Origin of the sequence: Pseudomonas koreensis (assembly GCF_036668835.1) — a bacterium.
Taxonomy (GTDB): domain Bacteria; phylum Pseudomonadota; class Gammaproteobacteria; order Pseudomonadales; family Pseudomonadaceae; genus Aquipseudomonas; species Aquipseudomonas koreensis_I.
On the sequence record NZ_JAZEVW010000002.1, the window covers coordinates 597,926 to 618,042 of the forward strand.

Annotated in this window: 16 protein-coding genes; 8 read left to right on the forward strand and 8 right to left on the reverse strand. The window is 60.0% G+C overall.

All coding sequences use genetic code 11. The features are described from left to right. Window positions 1-416: 416 nt before the first annotated feature. Window positions 417-2,621 carry an OsmC domain/YcaO domain-containing protein gene (locus tag V6F91_RS07625; protein ID WP_332763287.1) on the reverse strand — a complete coding sequence of 735 codons (2,205 nt, stop codon included), beginning with the start codon at window positions 2,619-2,621 and terminating at the stop codon, window positions 417-419. A gap of 219 nt (window positions 2,622-2,840) precedes the next feature. Between V6F91_RS07625 and V6F91_RS07630 the strand changes: the two genes are divergently transcribed. Continuing rightward, window positions 2,841-5,462 carry a bifunctional diguanylate cyclase/phosphodiesterase gene (locus V6F91_RS07630; protein WP_332763288.1) on the forward strand — a complete coding sequence of 874 codons (2,622 nt, stop codon included), beginning with the start codon at window positions 2,841-2,843 and terminating at the stop codon, window positions 5,460-5,462. A 2-nt stretch (window positions 5,463-5,464) separates the two neighbouring features. Here the strand turns inward: V6F91_RS07630 and cydB are convergent, their stop codons facing one another. Genes cydB through V6F91_RS07650 form a run of 4 tightly spaced genes read right to left on the reverse strand, consistent with a single transcriptional unit; the run spans window position 5,465 to window position 8,492 of the window. Next, window positions 5,465-6,466 (reverse strand): cytochrome d ubiquinol oxidase subunit II, encoded by a 1,002-nt coding sequence (gene cydB / locus V6F91_RS07635; protein WP_332763289.1) that lies wholly within the window; start codon window positions 6,464-6,466, stop codon window positions 5,465-5,467. A gap of 12 nt (window positions 6,467-6,478) precedes the next feature. Beyond that, on the reverse strand, window positions 6,479-7,855 hold the full coding sequence (locus V6F91_RS07640; RefSeq protein WP_332763290.1) for a cytochrome ubiquinol oxidase subunit I: 1,377 nt from the start codon (window positions 7,853-7,855) through the stop codon (window positions 6,479-6,481). An 8-nt stretch (window positions 7,856-7,863) separates the two neighbouring features. Then, window positions 7,864-8,253: a VOC family protein gene (locus V6F91_RS07645; protein ID WP_332763291.1), complete on the reverse strand. Its 390-nt coding sequence runs from the start codon at window positions 8,251-8,253 to the stop codon at window positions 7,864-7,866. 23 nt (window positions 8,254-8,276) lie between these two features. After that, window positions 8,277-8,492, reverse strand: coding sequence for a hypothetical protein (locus tag V6F91_RS07650; protein ID WP_332763292.1), 216 nt, complete (start codon window positions 8,490-8,492; stop codon window positions 8,277-8,279). A gap of 262 nt (window positions 8,493-8,754) precedes the next feature. On the opposite strand from V6F91_RS07650, the gene V6F91_RS07655 reads away from it, so the two are divergent. Next, window positions 8,755-10,881 (forward strand): TonB-dependent receptor family protein, encoded by a 2,127-nt coding sequence (locus V6F91_RS07655; RefSeq protein ID WP_332763293.1) that lies wholly within the window; start codon window positions 8,755-8,757, stop codon window positions 10,879-10,881. Window positions 10,882-10,958: 77 nt separating this feature from the next. Beyond that, on the forward strand, window positions 10,959-11,333 hold the full coding sequence (locus V6F91_RS07660; protein ID WP_332763294.1) for a hypothetical protein: 375 nt from the start codon (window positions 10,959-10,961) through the stop codon (window positions 11,331-11,333). A 126-nt stretch (window positions 11,334-11,459) separates the two neighbouring features. Here the strand turns inward: V6F91_RS07660 and V6F91_RS07665 are convergent, their stop codons facing one another. Continuing rightward, the gene (locus tag V6F91_RS07665) at window positions 11,460-12,041 is read right to left on the reverse strand and encodes a helix-turn-helix domain-containing protein (RefSeq protein ID WP_332763295.1); all 582 of its coding nucleotides are present in this window, start codon (window positions 12,039-12,041) and stop codon (window positions 11,460-11,462) included. Window positions 12,042-12,157: 116 nt separating this feature from the next. Between V6F91_RS07665 and V6F91_RS07670 the strand changes: the two genes are divergently transcribed. Beyond that, a complete protein-coding gene (locus tag V6F91_RS07670) occupies window positions 12,158-13,600 on the forward strand; it encodes an amidase (protein ID WP_332763296.1) in 1,443 nt (480 codons plus the stop codon). An 83-nt stretch (window positions 13,601-13,683) separates the two neighbouring features. Here V6F91_RS07670 and V6F91_RS07675 read toward each other — a convergent pair whose 3' ends face one another. Continuing rightward, complete coding sequence (locus tag V6F91_RS07675; protein WP_332763297.1) at window positions 13,684-14,319, reverse strand: hydrolase; 636 nt, start codon at window positions 14,317-14,319, stop codon at window positions 13,684-13,686. A 225-nt stretch (window positions 14,320-14,544) separates the two neighbouring features. Here V6F91_RS07675 and V6F91_RS07680 point away from each other — a divergent pair, with 225 nt between their 5' ends. Further along, a complete protein-coding gene (locus V6F91_RS07680; RefSeq protein WP_332763298.1) occupies window positions 14,545-15,441 on the forward strand; it encodes a LysR family transcriptional regulator in 897 nt (298 codons plus the stop codon). 20 nt (window positions 15,442-15,461) lie between these two features. On the opposite strand, the gene V6F91_RS07685 is transcribed toward V6F91_RS07680, so the two are convergent. Then, window positions 15,462-15,899, reverse strand: coding sequence for a DNA methylase (locus V6F91_RS07685; RefSeq protein ID WP_332763299.1), 438 nt, complete (start codon window positions 15,897-15,899; stop codon window positions 15,462-15,464). A 268-nt stretch (window positions 15,900-16,167) separates the two neighbouring features. Here V6F91_RS07685 and V6F91_RS07690 point away from each other — a divergent pair, with 268 nt between their 5' ends. The 3 genes from V6F91_RS07690 to V6F91_RS07700 all read left to right on the forward strand — a co-directional run bounded on the left by V6F91_RS07690 (window position 16,168) and on the right by V6F91_RS07700 (window position 20,110). Continuing rightward, window positions 16,168-17,733, forward strand: coding sequence for a sensor domain-containing diguanylate cyclase (locus V6F91_RS07690; RefSeq protein WP_332763617.1), 1,566 nt, complete (start codon window positions 16,168-16,170; stop codon window positions 17,731-17,733). Between the two features lie 83 nt (window positions 17,734-17,816). Continuing rightward, window positions 17,817-18,794 (forward strand): helix-turn-helix transcriptional regulator, encoded by a 978-nt coding sequence (locus V6F91_RS07695; protein ID WP_332763300.1) that lies wholly within the window; start codon window positions 17,817-17,819, stop codon window positions 18,792-18,794. Window positions 18,795-18,982: 188 nt separating this feature from the next. After that, window positions 18,983-20,110 carry a mechanosensitive ion channel family protein gene (locus V6F91_RS07700; RefSeq protein ID WP_332763301.1) on the forward strand — a complete coding sequence of 376 codons (1,128 nt, stop codon included), beginning with the start codon at window positions 18,983-18,985 and terminating at the stop codon, window positions 20,108-20,110. The last annotated feature ends 7 nt before the right edge of the window (window positions 20,111-20,117 follow it).

Below are 20,117 nucleotides of genomic sequence, written 5' to 3' on the forward strand. Positions count from 1 at the left end.
CGAATTCACCACAAATCACCAGCCGGACGCCCTGTTTTTTAGCGCTCAACTCTGGATTACTGGGTGAAGCTTGAAATCGGCCTAAAATCAAAAGCCCCTCACCCTAGCCCTCTCCCAAAGGGAGAGGGAACTGACCGTGGTGGATGCGAGAGATACGCCGAATTGAAATACCGAGCCGAACTCAAACTTCGAGTCCAGCCGATGCGACATTCGGCAATACATAAACTACGCGGCCCTGCGTCGCTGCCTACAAATCGCGCAGAGCGCCGGTTTGTAAGGCATCGGTCCAAACTCTGCCGTTTGCATGTCGCTGCCAATCAACAAATCGCAGTGGAAAAATCGGGTTGACGCTAATGTCTGCCAGATCTCTTTCCGCGAGTGATGAAAGCCTGGGCCTACACCCAGGCCTACCCGTGTCAACGCGACAGGTTTGCCACTTTTGCCCGCGCCGAATGCAACTTCCTGTAGCTCTCAATCAAACGCAAATGCCGATCCAGCCCTTCCAGCTTCATGCTCGTCGGGGTCAGTCCGTAAAAGCGTACGCTGCCGTTGACCGAGCCAATCGCTGCGTCCATGCGCTCATCGCCAAACATGCGGCGGAAGTTGGCTTCGTAGTCTTCAAGTTGCAGATCCTCGTCCAGCTCCATCTCCAGCACGACGTTGACCGCTTGATAGAACAAGCCGCGCTCAACGGTGTTGTCGTTATATTGCAGAAAGGCTTCGACCAGGTCCTTGGCCTGTTCGTACTTTTGCAGGGCGAGGTAGATCAGCAGGCGCAGTTCGAGGATCGTCAGTTTGCCCCACGGCGTGTTGTCGTCGAACTCGATGCCGATCAGCGTGGTGATGTCGGTGTAATCGTCCTGTTCGCTGTTTTCCAGACCTTGGGCAAGGTTGCGCAGGCCGACTTTGCTCAGGTTGTGCAGGTTGAGAATGTCGGCGCGAAATTGCAGGGCTTTGTTGGTGTTGTCCCAGATCAGGTCTTCGACCGGGTAGATCTCCGAATAATCCGGCACGAGGATGCGGCAGGCCTTGGCGCCGATGTGCTCGTAGACCGCCATGTAGACTTCCTTGCCCATGTCTTCAAGGATGCCGAACAGCGTCGCCGCTTCTTCGGCATTGGAGTTTTCGCCCTGGCCGGAGAAATCCCACTCGACGAACTCGAAGTCTGGTCTGGCACTGAAGAAACGCCACGACACCACACCGCTGGAATCAATGAAGTGCTCGACAAAGTTGTTCGGCTCGGTCACCGCCTGGCCGGAGAACGTCGGCTGCGGCAAGTCGTTGAGGCCTTCGAAACTGCGGCCCTGAAGCAATTCGGTCAGGCTGCGTTCCAGCGCCACTTCCAGGCTCGGGTGCGCGCCAAACGAGGCGAACACGCCGCCGGTGCGCGGGTTCATCAGGGTCACGCACATCACCGGGAATTCGCCGCCCAGCGAGGCATCCTTGACCAGCACCGGGAAGCCCTGCTCTTCCAGGCCTTTGATGCCGGCAAGGATGCTCGGGTATTTTTCCAGCACTTGTTGCGGCACGTCCGGCAGGGCCATTTCGCCTTCGAGAATTTCGCGTTTCACCGCGCGCTCGAAGATCTCCGACAGGCACTGCACCTGCGCTTCGGCCAGGGTATTGCCGGCGCTCATGCCGTTGCTCAGGTAAAGGTTTTCAATCAGGTTCGACGGGAAGTACACCACTTCGTTGTCCGACTGGCGCACGAACGGCAGCGAACAGATGCCGCGCTGGGTGTTGCCGGAGTTGGTATCGAACAGGTGCGAGCCGCGCAGTTCGCCGTCGCGGTTGTAGATCTTCAGGGTGTAGTCGTCGAGGATCTCGCTCGGCAACTCGTCCTTCGGACCCGGCTTGAACCACTTTTCGTCCGGGTAATGCACGAACTCGGCGTTGGCGATCTCTTCGCCCCAGAACTGGTCGTTGTAGAAGAAGTTGCAGTTCAGCCGTTCGATGAACTCGCCCAGCGCCGAAGCCAGCGCGCCCTCCTTCGTGGCGCCCTTGCCGTTGGTGAAACACATCGGCGAATGCGCATCGCGGATGTGCAGCGACCAGACATTGGGCACGATGTTGCGCCACGAAGCGATTTCAATCTTCATGCCCAGGTCGGCCAGAATGCCCGACATGTTGGCAATGGTCTGCTCAAGCGGCAGGTCTTTACCGGCGATGCAGGTGCCCGCGTCAGACCCCGAATGCGGCATCAGCAAGGCCTGCGCATCGGCGTCGAGGTTGTCGACTTCTTCGATGATGAATTCCGGGCCGGTCTGCACGACTTTCTTCACGGTGCAGCGGTCGATAGAACGCAAAATGCCTTGGCGATCCTTGTCGGAAATGTCCGCCGGCAACTCGACCTGGATCTTGAAGATCTGGTTGTAGCGGTTTTCCGGATCGACAATGTTGTTCTGCGACAGGCGAATGTTTTCCGTGGGGATATTGCGCGTGTCGCAGTACAACTTCACAAAGTAAGCCGCGCACAACGCCGACGACGCCAGAAAGTAATCGAACGGCCCCGGTGCCGAGCCATCACCCTTGTAGCGGATGGGCTGATCGGCGATCACCGTGAAGTCGTCGAACTTGGCTTCAAGTCGAAGATTGTCGAGAAAGTTGACCTTGATTTCCATGCGGGATTACCAGAATACGGCTAAACGAATGGCCGCCATTATCCGGCTTTTGCGCGCGATGTCTTGTGCTTTCGGGATTCGCCGCCGGCCGGCGACACTGGTAATTTTGGCAAACTCGCTACACTTCGAAGCAACGCGTCGTCATCCATGACAACAATCTGAACAATGTGCCCGCGCCGTTGTTCTAGATTCAGAAGACACCGGATCAAGGACGAGCACATGGCCGTTTCTGCTTCTGCGCAACCCCTGTCGAGCCCGCAACGTGCGGTCACCCGCCGGCTGGCCATCGCGGTCGGCGCATTGTTCGTTGCCGGCGTCATTGCCGCGGTGAGCGCCCTGCTCGGCATTGCCAATCAGCTTGATGAAAAAGACGTCGAACAAAACCGGTTCTATTCGGCGCGAGCGTTGGAAAACCGCATTACCACCTCAAAAAACTACATCACCAGCTACGCCTACTGGACCACCGCTTACGAACATCTGAGCGGGCCGGTGGATACGGACTGGGCCTATGTCGAGCAGAACATGGGCAAAACCATGTTCACCAGCGACGGCTACGACGGCGTCTTCGTGATCGATCGTAATCGCACCAAATACTCGGTGATTCGCGGGCAAATGGTCGAGACCGACATTTCCGAGGTATTGCAGGTGCCAGCCGCAGCCTTGCTGGAACAGGCGCTGAACCAGCCGGACCTGACCAAACCGGTGGCCACTTATTCGTTGTTCGAGGGCTGGCCGGCTCTGGTCACAGCCGCCCCGATCATCCCCAACGATGAGCGCCCGCTCGACGAACTGAGAAATACCTCGGTGCTGGTGTTCGTCGACAAACTGACCCCGACCAAGCTGCGCAAGATCGGCAGCGGTTACGGCCTGACCAACCTGACCCTGGCGCCGGACGACAGCATCGAAAGCAGTCAGCCAAGGGTGCCACTCGACAGCACCGGTTACAGCCTGATTGCCGATCTGCAACGCCCCGGTCAGCAACTGTTGTGGTCGTTGATTCCGCCACTCGGCGCGACGCTGATCGTGCTGATGTTGCTGACTGCGTATTTCTTTCGCCATGCCCTGCGCTCATCGCAATACGTCGATAACAGCATTGAAGCGATGCAGGCCTCCAATCTTGCGCTCGAGAGCGCCAACCATGCGCTCGAAGCCAGTGAAGAGCGCTTTCGCGCGGTGGCCGAGGCCGCCTCGGACTGGATCTGGGAGGTCGACCGCGATCTGTTGCTGACTTACCTGTCGGCACGTTTCAGCGAGGTCACCGGTTATCCGCAGACCTTGTGGCTGGGCCAGCACATCGGCGAATTGCTCACCTGTGACACGACACCGCTGGAGTTGTGGCTGCGCAAGCTCAGCGAAGAAACCAGCAGCAGCGATTTGCGCTGCACCTACCGCGATCACTCCGGACAACCGCGCCACTGTCGGCTGTCCGCACGGCCAATCTTCCGTCAGCATAATGTCGTCGGCTATCGCGGCACCGCCAGCGACATCACCGACGAAGTGGCGGCCCACGCGCAGATCCAGCACTTGTCGATGCACGATGCCCTGACCGGTCTGCCCAACCGCAACAAACTGGCGCGCTATCTCGACGAAGCCCTGCTGCTCAAGGAACACGCGCCGCCGCTGTCGCTGCTGATGATCGACCTCGATAATTTCAAACCGATCAACGACTCACTCGGCCATCCGGCCGGCGATGCGGTGTTGCAGGAAGTCGCCGTGCGCCTTCGCGAATGCACGCGCGAAGATGACATCGTCGCGCGCCTGGGGGGCGATGAGTTCATCGTCGTGCTAAATGGCATGGACACGCATCACGAAATCGACAAATTCTGTACGCGGCTGATCGGCAGCCTGCATCAGCCAGTCCTGTTCGAAGAACATCCGCTGCACATCGGCGCCAGTATCGGTATCGCCCTCAGTCGGCGCCACGGTTACGTACCCAGTGACCTGATCCGCTATGCCGACATTGCCTTGTACCAGGCCAAATCCGACGGCAAAAACACCTGGTGCTACTTCGAAGCGCACATGAGCGACCAGATCCAGACGCGTCGGCAGATGGAAGACGATATGCGCCATGCGCTCAAGCACAATGAATTTGTCCTGCATTACCAGCCACGCTACAAGGTCGATGGCAAACAGATCGTCTCCGTCGAAGCACTGGTGCGCTGGCAGCATCCGACCAAGGGCCTGTTGGGGCCGGATCTGTTTATCCCGCTGGCCGAGCAGACCGATCTGATCGTGCCGCTCGGGCGCTGGGTGTTGCGCGAAGCCTGCGAGACCGCGCTGGCGTGGCCGGAGGATGTGCTGTTGTCGGTGAACCTGTCGCCGGCGCAATTTGCGGTCAGCGATGTGGTTGAGGATGTACGTGAGGTGCTGGTCGCCACGCGTTTCCCGGCCAGTCGCCTGGAGCTGGAAATTACCGAAAACGTCATGCTCAACGACACCGACGGCGCGCTCGCGACCATGAACGCTCTGAAGGAACTCGGCGTGCGCCTGAACATGGACGATTTCGGCACCGGATATTCATCGCTCGGCTACCTGCGCGCCTATCCTTTTGACGGCATCAAGATCGACAAACGTTTCATCGCTTCGATCAGTAGCGGTACCAACGATCGCGCGGTGGTGCAGGCGATCATCGGGCTGGGTAAAGCCATGGGCCTGACGGTGACTGCCGAAGGCGTCGAGACCGAGGAACAGCTGGATATTCTCGGCGTCGACCAGTGCAACGAGGTCCAGGGTTATTTCATGAGTCGGCCGATCGACAAAACCGCGTTTGCCGAGTTGTTGCAGGCCTCACGCCTGTCGCCAGTAAGTAGTACGACCAGCAGAAAGGGCCGGGTGACCTGAGGTCAACCCTGCCCCGCCACCCTCACCTTGCCGCTGAAGACTTTGAAGCCGAAGGTGTTGTAGGCCAGCGTCAGCGGTACCAGCACGGCGAAACCGATGAGCATGAATTTTTGACTGTTCGGGCTGGACGCCGCGGCGCTCAAGGTCAGGTCCGGCGGGATGATGCAGGGAAACAGCGCAACCAGCATCACGGCGAAGGCCAGCACGAAGACACCCAGCGCGGCGAACAACGGCAGTAAATCCAGGCGGCTGCGAAAACCCATGGCAAAGACCAGCAGTGAAACGCCAAGGAGCACCCCCGCCGGCAACCACAGCCGAATATCCATCAAGCGTTGCGCGTATTGCGGATACAACGTGGCAGTCCAGGCAACCAGCGCCAGCAACAACAGCACAACGCTCAAGGCCAGGACCCGAGCCTGGCGCGCCGAGCGCTGCTGCAGTTGATCCATCGTCCGCCAGTAAAGCCAACAGGCGCCGAGCCACAGATAACCCAGTACCAGCACCAGACCGCAGAACAGCGCAAATGCACTCAGCCATTCCCGGCCATCGCCGCTGTACTGGCCGTTGTGATGCGCGACACCCTGCACCAGCGTACCGAGGACCACGCCTTGCACGAAACCGGTCAGCAACGATGCAACCATCAGCACCCTGTCGATCGCCCGTTTGCGCCGTTCGCTGGACGCATGATCGCGAAATTCCAGCGCCACCGCCCGCGCAATCAATGCCAGAAACATCACAATGAACGGTACATACAGCGCCGGCAGCAAAATCGCGTAGGCCAGTGGAAATAACGCGAGCAACCCGCCGCCACCGAGCACCAGCCAGGTCTCGTTGGCATCCCAGACAGGCAAAATCGTCACCCCCATGGCTCGACGCTCGCGGCTGCAAGCCGTCACGCCCATGAGCATGCCGACGCCCAGATCGGTGCCGTCGAGAATCACGTAGTTCATCACCGAGAACGCCAGCGCGGCGGCGCTGAGCAGGGTCAGCCAGTCAGTGTCCATGCAGACGTGCCCTCAAGAATGCCCGGTTTCGTCGGCCAGGGTCGGTTGCGGCCCCGGCTCGTCGGCTTGCGGCGGCTCACGCAGCAAGCGCAACAACACCCACAGGCCTACGGCAAAAATCAATAGATAGAACAGCAGGATCAACCACGTCGAACCGAGCACTTGCGCACGCGATATCGACGACAGGCTGTCCGCCGTACGCATCAAGCCGTAGACCGTAAACGGTTGTCGGCCGACCTCGGTAACGACCCAGCCGCTGAGCATCGCCAAAAATCCCGCTGGGGCCAGCCACACGCAGCCGCTCAAAAACCAGTGCGCGCTGTACAGCCGCCGACGCCGGCGCAGGATCAGGCTGACCACGCCCTGGCCGAACATCAACAGACCCAGCCCGACCATCAGGCGAAAGGCAAAAAACACTGGCGCCACCGGCGGGATGTCTTGCGCCGGGAATTCATCCAGCGCGGCGATGCTGCTGTGTAAATCGTGATGCAAATACAGCGAGCCCGCGCGCGGAATTGACAATTCCCACAGGTTGCGCCGCTCGTTCATGTCCGGCCAGGCCAGCAGGCGCAACGGTTCGCCGGCGCCTGCGGGCGGGCGGGTCCACGAGCCCTCGATCGCAGCGACCTTTTGCGGCTGGACCTGCAAGCTGTGCCGGCCGTGAAGATCACCGACCACGATCTGCAGCGGCATCAACAGCGCGATCACCCACAGCGCCATGGAGAACTGCGTACGAGCGCGGGGATTGTGTGCAGCCTTGCGCAATTGCCAGGCGCTGACGCCGGCGATGAATGTGGCACTGCCGATGAACACGGCGAGGATCATATGCGCCAGACGATACGGAAACGACGGGTTGAAAATGATCGCCCACCAGTCCTCAGCGATGAAGCGGCCGTCCGGGGCAATCGAATAGCCTGCCGGCGTCTGCATCCAGGAGTTGGCGGAGAGAATCCAGAACGCGCTGACCAGTGAGCCCAGCGCCACCGCGCAGGTGGCAAAAAAGTGCAGTTTCGGGCCGACCTTCTTCAGGCCAAACAGCATGATGCCGAGGAAACCCGCTTCGATGAAAAACGCCGCGAGCACTTCATAGAACATCAGTGGCCCGATGACGTCGCCAGCCTGCACCGCCAACCGCGACCAGTTCAACCCGAACTGATATTCCAGAATCAACCCCGATGCCGTGCCCACCGCGACGTTGAGGGCGAACACTTTCAACCAATAGCGATAAACATCAAGGTAAACCGTGCGCCCGGTTTTCAACCACAACGCTTCCAGCACCATCAGGAAGTTGGCCAGACCGATGCTGAACGCCGCCAGCACGATGTGGAAACTGATGGTGATTGCGAACTGGGCGCGGGCCGCCAACAGGGCGGAATCGACTGGCTCCATGCAGGCGATCAGCCGCTGAAAAACAGCGCAAGCTTGTTGCCCTCGGGATCGCGCAGGTACGCGACATAAAAGTCCGGCGTGTAAGCCTCGCGGGTGCCCGGCGCGCCTTCGTCGGTACCGCCGTGGTCGAGCCCGGCCTTGTGAATCTGGTCAACCTGCTGTCGGGATTCGGCGCGAAACGCTGGCATCATGCCGTTACCCGCGGTCGCCGGCTCACCGTTGAAGGGTTTGGCGATGTGCACGCTGCCGGGCCCATTGGACTTGTCGGCCGCGCCCGGCAGATAGAAACAATCATGTTCTTCGCGATCATGCAGATAACCCAGCGGCGTGAGGATCGCGTGGTAAAAGGCCGCCGAACGTTCCACGTCATTGGCGCCGATAAACAGATAACTGAGCATGGGGATGTTCCTCCGCTGGCCATTCAACCGTGGGTTTGTTCTTCGTTATGGGTGAACAGGCTGCCGGCCTCGCGCACCAGTTGCCGCCATTCCGCAGGGGTGATCAGGCCTTGTTCCTCCATCGCATCGGCGGCCTTGAGCAGTTCGTCGTAGCGCTGCTCCGGGTCCGGATCGTCCTGTGTTTGCGCCGCCAGTTCGCGCCAAGCCGCCAGTGATGCCTGTTTTTGCTGATCGAACATGGGGGTATCTCCTGAAAGACTCATCCGGTAGAAAGATTCATCACGGCGCTGGTTCAGGGCAGTCGACGGATGGACGGTCTGTTTGAAACGGCTCAACGGCGTTGCGATATTTGTTTATTGACCGTGCAGTGTCGATCCGCGAAGTTATTCGCCGTCCGGTTGTGAGTCATGGCTGGGGGAAAAGCTCTCTGCCCATGTGTTTTCCCGCTGGTTTACTGCGTCGCACTGTTCACTGTTCATCCCTGTTCGCTGGAGTTTCTCGATGCCGTCGCCCAAATCCCTGCCCGCCGCCCTGCTCGGCCTGGCCCTTGCCTGCCCGGCGCTGGCCGAGACCCAAGGTCTGGAACTGGGGCAAGTGCTGATTTCGGCGGATGAGCGCAACGGCGCAGACGCCAGCGTCGAAGAGGCCAAGACCCGTCTCGAACAGGTGCCCGGTGGCACCAACGTGGTCGACATGCGTCAGCCGTTGCAAGGCCGCGTGGCGAGCAATCAGGATGTGCTGGCCTACCAACCGGGCGTTTATGCGCAATCGGCGGGCAATGAAGGCGTGAAGATTTCCGTGCGTGGTTCGGGCATCAACCGCGCGCCGGGGGCGCATGCATCGGGGCTGTACACGATGCTCGATGGCTTGCCGTTGACCGGCCCCGGCGGCACGCCGTATGAATTGCTCGAGCCGTTGTGGGTGGATCACGTTGAAGTGCTGCGCGGCGCCAACGGCTTTGATCGCGGCGCGCTGGCGCTGGGTGGGGCCATCGATTACGTCAGCCACACCGGTTTCACCGCGCCGAAGCTGCAAGTGCGCTATGCGACCGGCAGCCACGGCTATCAGCAGCGTCAGGTCAGTTCCGGGCAGGTGCTCGGCGACTTCGATTACTACGTGTCGCTGACCGATTCCAACGCCGACGGCTATCAGGATCACACCGCCAGCGAAAGCAAAGGCCTGATTGCCAACTTCGGCTATCGCTTCAACCCGAACCTGGAAACGCGCTTCCATATCCGCTACCGCGAAACCGACAACGACCTCGCCGGCCGCGTGACCCAGCACTCCATCGAGCATCATCCGCGGGCCGCCAACCCGTCCTACGTGGCGCGGGACGACAGCCGCAAGCAACCGGGCAGCACTTTCATCGGCAACAAGACCACCTTCTTCATCGACGACGACTCGAGCATCCAGACCGGCCTCGTCTATCACGATTACCCGATGGATCTGCGCGAAGGCCCGAACCGCTTGAAGGTCGCCTACACCGACGTCAGCGGCACCTTCGACTACAAGCGCCGCGATACCCTGTTCGGCATGGAAAGCCGCAGCAATGTCGGCCTGCGTGTGACCAAGCACCTGCCCAACGACGGCGCCAGCGAATTCGTCCGGGTGCCGAGCGGCAACACGGCCGGTTACGCGCCGGGCACGCGCATGCGTAACTTCACCTATCAGGGTTCGGATACCGTCCTGCATGTCGGCAATGACCTGGAAATCGCCGACGACCTGTGGCTGACCACCGGCCTTGCCGCCATCTACACCCGCCGTGAAAGCGCGGTGACCTACCCGCAAAGCGGCGGCAAAACCAGCCTCAACGATTGGGATTACGCACCGCGAATCGGCCTGCGCTACCAGATCACCCCGGATGTACAAGTGTTCGGCAACCTCAGCCGCTCGGTCGAGGCGCCGCACCCGTGGTCGCTCATCTACAGCTCCAACGTGCGTTTCCCGGCTGGTAACGGCGCGGCCACCGGCACGCAAAAAGACCCGACCACCCTGCAAAACCAGACCGCCACCACCCTTGAACTCGGTGGCCGTGGCGACAGCGCTGTCGGCGAATGGAGCCTGGCCTGGTATTACGCACAAGTGCGCCACGAACTGCTTTCGGTTCTGCCCGATGCCGCCGCAGTCACCCCGTACGAACTCAATGCCAGCCCGACCGTGCACCAAGGCATTGAAGCCAGCCTCAACAGCAAACTCTGGTCGGCGGCGGACGGCCGTCAGTTGAGTTTGCGTCAGGCCTACACTTTCAGCGATTTCCACTATCGTGATGACCCGCGTTTCGGTGACAACCGTCTGCCGGGCTTGCCGATGCACTATTACCAGGGCGAGTTGCGCTATGACTGGCCGCAAGGTTTCTTTGCCGCCGTAAACACGCAATTGGTATCGAAAACGGCCGTGGATTATGCCAACAGCTACTACGCTGATCCGTACGCGCTGTTCGGCGCAACGCTGGGCTACAACGCACCGAAGGGTGACTGGCAGGGCTGGATCGACATGCGCAACCTGACCAACAAGCGTTACGCCGCGACGGTCACGCCGGGGTATGACGACAAGGGGCTGGATGCAGCACGGTCGACGCCGGGTGAAGGAATGGGGGTGTATGTCGGGGTTTCGTGGAGTTTGCTCTGAGGAGCGCCTTGTGGGAGTGAACAATTGGGTTGTTCAGGATCAGTCTCGTAAATCTGACTAGACTCAAGCCGCCTCTGATGATGGATCGTCCGATGAAATTTCGATGCCCTGACTGTGGTTATATTGCCAGCAGTATTGCGCCAACCCACAAGTGCCCCGAGTGCGGCAACTTCTCCCACGACTGGCTGATTTATGACTGGGACACCTTCGCTTCGATCAAGCGTCGGCATCTCGGCTATAACGTGGCGATTATTTGCCTGGCGCTTGCTGGCGTGCTGACGGCTCTGATTGTGGGATCATCCCTTGTGCTGCTGTGGATGCTCGCCTTGCTGATCATCCCTGCGATGGTCAGCGGATGGCGTTGCCGCACGCAGTTGAGGGACCCGTCAAGTTACCGGGGGCACAAGGCTGGCATTGTATTTCCCTGGTTCAGCGGTTTCGGGGGCTTGTGAAGCGTACTGGCAACGAGATCCGCTTTACCCTATTTATAACGTTGAATAGCAGAACGGCAGGCTAGAACCGGCCTGCCGCTTCCCCTCAGTTGCGTCAGAAAGCGCAACACTGCTTCGGACGGGCGGCTATTCAAGCCGCCTGCGCACCATTCGCAACAACTGCCCCGCTACGTCGTCCATCCCGTTGTTCTGCGCCACCACCTGCGCCCCTTCGAGCAACAAGGTCAACTCTTGAGCCGTGTCGAGCGGCTCATTCAGCTGCGCTTGCTCGCACAACGTGACGATTCGCTGAAACTGCCGGCGCTTATGGGCTTCGATCAATTGCCGTGCCGGATGCTGCGGGTCGGCGAGCTCCGCCAGGCTGTTGGTGAACGGGCAGCCGCGATAACCCGCTCTTTGCAGGTCTTGCGCGATGAATTCGGCGAACCCCATCAATTGCCTGGCCGGCTCGTCCGGCAGGCGTGCAGCGAGTTCGTCGAGTACGGCGCCGTATTGCTCGGTCAGTAAGCGCAACCACTCCAGCACCAGGACATCCTTGGTTTCGAAATGCCGATACAGCGTCATTTTCGTCGAGCCCGCCAACGCGGCGACAGCGTCGACGGTCACGCGGGCAATGCCCTGCTCAAAAAACAGCGCCTGAGCGGCATCGATGATCCGTTCACGCGGCGGTAGCTGCGCGATGCGTTCTGGGCGTAGGGGGATATCCAAGGCGAGCACTCTTTGAGTTGAATTCTGCTTGACATCGATACTACCGAGTATCGCTTGATACTTACAAGTATCGCGCGATACTCAAAAGTATAGACCGCTCATCACTGGAGACACCCATGCACTTTTCCGAGTACGCCGAACAAAACGCCGTCGGCCTCGCCACTTTGATCGCCGAGCGCCAGGTCAGCGCGTCCGAAGTGCGCAACGCTGCCCTTCGCGCCATCGAAACGTTGAATCCGCAGATCAACGCTGTCATCGAAACCTGGGACGATGAACCGCAACCACAAGCCGGACCTTTTCAGGGTGTGCCGATGCTGCTCAAGGATCTCGGGTTGACGGCGCAGGGCCGGCGCAATGAGCTGGGCAGTCGGCTCGCCCAAGGTTGCGTCGCGGATACCGATTCAGAATTGATGAGCCGGTTCCGCCGCAGCGGTCTGCTTCCCTTGGGACGCACCACCACACCTGAACTGGCCGCCAGCACGACCACTGAAAACCGCGTCGACGGCCCGACGCGTAACCCTTGGGACGTTACCCGCATCGCTGGCGGCTCCAGCGGCGGTTCGGCGGCCGCAGTGGCGGCAGGCATGGTGCCGGTGGCGCATGCAACCGACGGCGGCGGTTCGATACGCGTGCCCGCCGCGGCGTGCGGACTGTTCGGCTTGAAGCCCAGTCGCGGCCGTTTGCCCATGGGGCCTGACGTGGACGAAGTCTGGGCCGGACTCGCAGTGCACGGTATGCTGAGTCGTTCGGTCAGGGATACCGCAAGTCTGCTCGACACCTTGCACGGCCCGGCTGTGGGTGAAGCATTTCATGTCGCACCGCCCGAGCAGGCTTACAGCGCCCTGCTCAACCGCGAACCCCGCCCGTTGCGCATTGCCGTGCAGGAGGTCGCCTCGAACGGCCAACCGACAGCGCCCGAGGTGAGCGCCGCTTTGAAACGGGTTTGTCATACCCTGGAAAGCCTCGGTCACCTTGTGACCCCGGTCGTCACCAATATTGGCCTGAGCTGGGAAGCGTTCGTTGAACTCAACGCACGCTTCTGGTCCAGCAACACCGCCGCCTGGATCGACGCGATTGCCGCGGCGACACGACGCCGCATCGACGAGTCGACACTGGAGCCGGCAACACTGGCGCTCTACCGGTTCGGTAAGGCATTGAGCGCAACCGAGCTACTGGACGCCATGTACCAGCGCAATATCGTGACGCGACACGTCGGCCAGTTGTTTGTCGACTACGACGTGCTGCTGACACCAACCTTGCCGCAAGCCCCGCCCGTCATCGGCGCCTATAACGCAGGCGAGGAATCGCTTGATGGCCGCAGCTGGATGGCGCGGGTGTTTGCCCACTCGCCGTTCACTGCCGTTTTCAACGTCAGCGGATGCCCGGCAATGTCGATGCCGCTGGCACAGGATCCATCCAGTGGTTTGCCGATCGGCATGCAATTTGGTGCGGGTTACGGTCGCGAAGATCTGTTGCTGCAACTGGCGGCGCAGTTGGAACGGGCATTGCCTTGGCAGGCGCGGCGTCCTTCGAACTGGGCCGGGAATGAGCGCGGCTGAACAACCGCGGCGTGCACGCAGAGCCAAGAAGTGAGGCCCGCAAACACAGGCCTCACTTGGTCAACGGACTGAATCGCTAATGATTACAGCCTCACAGCGCTTTTTTCCGCATTGTAGCCATCGGCATTTTCAAATACCCCCATGAACCCCGCGACCGTCGACTCGCGTGCCCAGTCGCGCTGAAGCTCGCAGTACAGCTGCACGCGGCTGATCAACCGGGCACCCGCCTGTTCCATGCGCCGTAACGCCGCTTCGTGAGCAACAACCGACGTACCGCCCACGGCATCAATCGGTATGTAGACCTCATATCCCTCCTGAATCGCATCGAGCACCGGAAAAGTCAGGCAGGCCTCGGTCCAGAGCGCTGTCATGATCAGTTTCGGTCGGCCAAGTGCCTTGACGGCTTGCTTGAACTCCGCGTCTTCCCAGCTGTTGATCGAGGTACGGTCATAGGTGGGCAAATGCCCGAGTACCGCTTGCAGCTCCGGAATCGGTGGTTTGTTGCGACCGGTCGCGACGTTGACCGTTGAATGGATGATCGGGAGGTTATAGTTGACGGCCGCTTTGGCCAGGCTGGTGATATTGAACACCAGCTCGTCGCGCGGCATCGAGCGGATCGAGGACACCTGAATCGGCTGGTAATCAATAACGATCAGCGCCGAATTCACTGGCGACAACAGTTGATCGGTCAGAGGGTTGCGGATTGTCTCGCTTGCCATTTGCTGCTCCTGCTTTTAGTTGTCATGTACGCAAGCGCGGACCCGATAGCTCGCTCGAACAAGCGGCGAGTGCTTCGTAGCCTGCACTGCATTGAGGGAGACTGCATTTCCCGGCTACGGACCTGGTTGGGCCGTGTTGCCAGAGAGCAGGATTGTGCTGTTGCTCGACTCAACGCAGTAGTAGCATCCCGAGACTAGCTGTGTTGCAGAATGGGGAACGCGGGTTTGGATATCGAAGAATTGCAGACCTTTGTAGCCGTCGCTGATGCGGGCGGAATTTCATCGGCGGCGACTCGGCTGGGCGTGTCCAAATCCATCGTCAGCCGTCGGCTCGCGCGGCTTGAGGCGGATCTGGGCATTCAACTGCTCGCGCGCACGACTCGCGGTGCGGCACTGACCGAAGCGGGGATTGCGTTTCGCGACCATGCCGCGAAAGTCTGCGCCGAAATAGACATGGCGAAGGAGACACTGCTGCCAGCCGGCCCGCTGCGCGGCCGACTGCGGATTGCCGCGCCGCTGTCTTTTGGTCCGACGCACTTCGCCCCGATGCTGGCAGAAATGGCGCGCCGTCATCCTTTGCTGCAGATGCAGACCTGCTACAGCGATCGTTTCGTTGACCTGATCGGTGAAGGTTATGACTGTGCGATACGCGTAGGCTATCTACCGGACTCGAATCTGATTGCGCGTGGCATCGGCCCGATCTTCACCAAACTCGTCGCCAGCCCCGGTTACATCAAAGCCCATGGCGAACCGGCATGTCCACACGACTTGCTGGCTCACGAGGCGCTGATGCAGAGCACCGAAACCTGGCAGTTCATGGACGGCGGCAACGTGGTGACGGTTCGTCCGCAAGGACGCTTCAAGGCTGACAACGGCACGGCGTTGGTTGCCGCTGCCACGGCCGGATTGGGCGTTGCCTATTTGCCGGACTGTCTTACCTATGAACAGGTGAAGTCAGGCGCACTGGTGCCGATCATGACTCACTACCCCCCGCCCCCGGCAGGCGCCTATGTCGTGCGCCCCCCGGGGCCACATCCGGCGCGCAAGATCCAGGCCCTCACCGAACTGCTGATCGAGTCGTTTGGACAGTCACCCCATTTCGCCAAGCCGGTATCCGTGTGAGCGGCTTCGCAAAACGACCGCTATTCCAAAAACAGCCCAGCCGCCGCTTCCCGCATGAAAATCTCAACGGTCTTTGGCCCGACCCCATCGAATTGGCAAAGGCGCTTTTCAAGCGCCTTGCGATCAGCACTCGCGGCCACGATGTTGCGGACCTTGCCGGCGTATTCGCTATTGAGTTTGTTTGCCAACGCGAGCAATCGCGAGGCCGTGCTCTCGTCGTAACGCACATAACGGGCTTGCCCCAATAGCCCGACCAACTGGCGGTGGCTGCACTGTGCGAGTTTCTGCGGCGTATCGTTGCGATGCTGCACGACGATGATCCGGTACGCCTGCGCGGCAATCGCGCCCTGGATTCTTTTGCCCATCAGGAAACTGGCAACCAGCCATTTGAACAGCCCCGCTTCGTTGGCTCCTAGAAGGTCGATCTGCAAGTCGCTTGCGCTGATGTTTTTACTCACGGTCTGGTCTCAATGATGACACTCGGCCCGGCGTGGCTGCCGAATTGTAGCGACTCTTCAGTCGTGCCATGTCAGTTCCGATAGGCGCAAGCCAGTGAAGGTTCGAAAAAACACCACGCGTCGAACATGTCGCGAGTCTCGAGGTATTCAACGATGTCGGCCGCGGCCGTTAAATTGAATCTCAAGCGAGCCAGCGTGGTCAGCTTGTGGAGAAGACCAGACGAATGCCACGGGAAGAATATGAGCCTCGCAGCATATGAATATGCAGATGCCCGGTCGTAACCGGCCTGACCCGAAGATGAAAGGCACCGCAGACGCTGGCCCGATCAAGGCTGTCAGCGCTGTCGCGGCGTTCCGCCTGACAGTGGCGTTCATGTTGACGGTGATTCTGGCATTTCTCGGCGTGGAGGGATGGCGAACCTGGCGTGACTACCACTCAGCGTTTACGTCGGCACGCAATTCCGTCACCAACCTTGCCAGGGCGACGGCGCAACATGCCGAGGATGCCATTCGACAAGTGGATGTGCTCACTGCGGCTCTGGGCGAGCGCGTAGAAGGCGACGGACTGGGAAACATTGATGTGAACCGCATCCACAAGTTGCTGGTTCAGCAAGCCCGACTGATGCCGCAGCTGCATGGCCTGTTCATTTATGGCCCGGACGGGCAATGGATCGTCACCGACAAGGAAGTCATCCCTGAACCGGCGAACAACGCCGACCGCGATTACTTCCAATATCACCGCACACACACTGATCGTAATGTGCGTATCGGCAAAGTGGTGAAAAGCAAATCCACCGACGATCTCATCATTCCCATCTCGCGTCGCTTGAACAACCCTGATGGTTCCTTTGCAGGGGTTCTCCTTGGGACCATCAAAGTCAGCTATTTCGTGGATTATTACGGTGATTTCAAAATCGATGACCGAGGTGCATTGGTTCTGGCACTGCGCGATGGAACAATCCTGGTACGTCGCCCGTTTATCAAATCCGTTATCGGTCAGAGCCTGGCGAGCAGTGAAATCTTCACGCGTTATCTGCCCGTCGCCAGCGACGGCATCGCAGAAGTCAAAGCCGTCGTGGACGGCACCGAGCGCCTGTATGGTTATCGGGCCTTGACCACATACCCCTTGGTGGTCGAAACCGGACTTTCCCGTGAATCGATCATCGCGCCCTGGCGCTGGGATCTGTACAAGACCGGATTTGTGCTGTCCTCGGTGATTTGCGCGTTTACGGTGTTCGGTATGATTGTCCTGAATCAGCTTCGCCAGCGCATGGCCATTGAAAAAGAGTTGCGGCTTGCCCATCAGGCCATGCGCGATATGGCCTTGACCGACAGCCTCACCGGCCTGGCCAACCGGCGTCGGCTGGACACTGCGCTGGACGACGAGCTTCGCTTGGCCAAGCGGCAGAACTCGTCACTGGCATTGATCATGATCGACGTCGATTACTTCAAACGCTACAACGATACCTACGGGCACGCCGCCGGTGACGAATGCCTGGCGACTGTCGCAAAAGCGATTTCCCACGCACTGAAACGCCCCGGGGATCTTGCCGTCCGGTATGGCGGTGAAGAGTTCGCCGTGCTGCTGCCAAACACCGACCTCCATGGGGCAGAACGGGTCGCCCGGCACATCATCGAGACCCTTCGAGCGCTGGGCATAGAACACGCCGCACACCCTCTCGGCCACGTCACTGTCAGCGCGGGCATCGCAGCGGCCAAGCCAGCCGAGCACAACCTTGGCGCCGCTACGCTGATCAACGCCGCCGACAAGATGCTCTACGCAGCGAAGCAGCAAGGCCGAGACCGCTACTGCATCGCCACGCAGCTAGCGTGATCGCCATCACTCGTCACAATCCGGTCACTGCCATCTGCTAGCCTCTGCGGCACGTATCACTTGCTCAAGGCCCGCAATTTCAAATGCAATGGAATGAGTCCACACGTCGCCAGCCCATCATCCTGCGCTCCGAAAACCTCCACTCCGATGACTTCGGCGCCCTCTTCTCGCGTTTTTTCGGCAACCGCTACGCCGACACCCCGCCGATTCCCGCGAACATCGTCATCAGCGGTGTCTACGGTCGACACGAAGGTGTGAGCTTTCGCCGCATGCACTATCGCGGTGACTTCAGCGTGGCCTTTCCCGACCCACAGGACGAGATCACGTTCGTCATCCCGACCGCCGGCAAGATCCTGTTCAATCACGCCAGCGAATCCATCGGCGCAAGCCATATCGGCCTGGCGATCGACAAGGCTGATATCCGCTCGATGCGTTTCTTCGACGATCACGCGCATCACGGCATGTCGATCAACCGCCATCAGCTCACCGAGCGTTTATCGGCGCTGCTGGATAAACCGATCGTGCAGAAGATCGCTTTTCAGCCCAGCGTGGATTTGCAGTCGCCAGCCTTTCAGGGCCTCAAGGCGTTGATTGACCTGGCGACGGGAAGCGAGTTCGACACCTTGCTCAACAGCGGAACCTTGATGCCCTCGCGCCTGCGCGAAATGTTGATCGATGCGGTGCTGGAGGCGTGGCCGCATAACTTCTCCGAGGCGTTGCGGCGGCCGGCGCCGCTGGTGGCGCCGCGGCATGTGAAGCTGGCGGTGGAGTTTATTCAGGCGCATCCGGAGCAATCGATCAGCGGCGTGGAGCTGGCGCGAATGAGCCATGTCAGCCAGCGTGCGTTGCAGGAAGGCTTTCGCCGCTTTGTCGGTATGTCGATCGTGGCGTATCAGCGTCAGGTACGTTTGCAGCGGACTTATGAGGCATTGGCGCAGCGGCATTCAGCGTCGGTTACACAAGTGGCGCTGCGCTTTGGCTTTAGCAATGTCGGGCGGTTTTGCCAGTATTTCCAGAACGCATTCGGGATAAGTCCGGCGCAGCTGAAATCGAGGCTTTGAGGCCTGCGTTTGCCGGGTACCCCAATGCAACGCTTTCCACAGCCCGCGTAATTTGATGGAACAGCCTCATACACAAAACGACTAACCCCTGACAGGCCACTCGATCGCAGTAAAGCATCGGCTGGCGTCTACCTGGCTGCGGTGGCCGCTGCGCATGCGCCGGCGCAGGCTTCGATAGGGGGTTTCCAATGACTGAGGATTTCACCGGTTTTTTCACTGATCACGCGATTTTAGGCATTTCGCTGGGGAACTGGATTCTGGCGTTTTGCGCGACGTTGCTGAGCTATTTCCTCGCGCGAACGGCAATCCGCTTCGTATTTCGCAAGGTGCAGGCGCGGGCAGCGGCCGGTAATAGACACTTGAGTTACATGGCCAGCGAAGTGCTGTCGGCGACCAGCACCACGCTGTTGCTGCTGGCGTCGATTCTGATCGGGATCGGTTTGCTCGATCTGCCCGAGCGCTGGCTCAGTCGAGTCAGCAGTTTGTGGTTTGTGGTGGCGGCGTTGCAGGTCGGTCTGTGGGTCAATCGCGCATTGGCGCTGGCGCTGCATCGTTACTTCTCGCGCCACAGCACCACCGGCACGTTTCAGGGCAGTGCTCTGGCGACGCTGAGCCTGTGGGGCGTCAAGGTGTTGTTGTGGGCGGTGATTCTGCTGGCCATGCTGTCGAACCTCGGCGTCAACATCACCGCGTTCGTCGCCAGCCTCGGCGTTGGCGGTATCGCGGTAGCGCTGGCGGTACAGAACATTCTCGGCGACGTGTTCGCCTCGCTGTCGATTGCCGTCGACAAGCCGTTTGAAGTGGGCGATTTCATCGTCGTCGGCACGCTGGCCGGTACCGTCGAACACGTCGGCCTGAAAACCACACGCATACGCAGCCTCGGCGGCGAGCAGATCGTCATGGCCAACGCCGACATGATCGGCAGCACCATCCAGAACTACAAACGCCTGCAGGAACGGCGGATCGTTTTCGAGTTTCGCCTGACCTATGAATGCTCGACCGAGCAGATCAAAGAAATCACCCGCCGCGTCGAAGCGATCATCAAGCATGAAAAACAGGCGCGCTTCGATCGCTGCCATTTCCGCAGTTTTGGCGAGAGCGCTCTGGAGTTCGAGACGGTGTATATCGTCCTCGACGCCAGCTACAACGTGTACATGGATGTGCAGCAGCGGATCAATCTGCAGATCATGGAAGCGGTCGCCGATATTGACGCGGCGTTTGCCTTCCCGTCGCGGACGGTGCATATCGCGTCATTGCCTGAAGCCGCTGCGTTACCGCCGAAAGCGCAGCATGTCTCGCGTACGGAACATGCCTGAGCGCTTT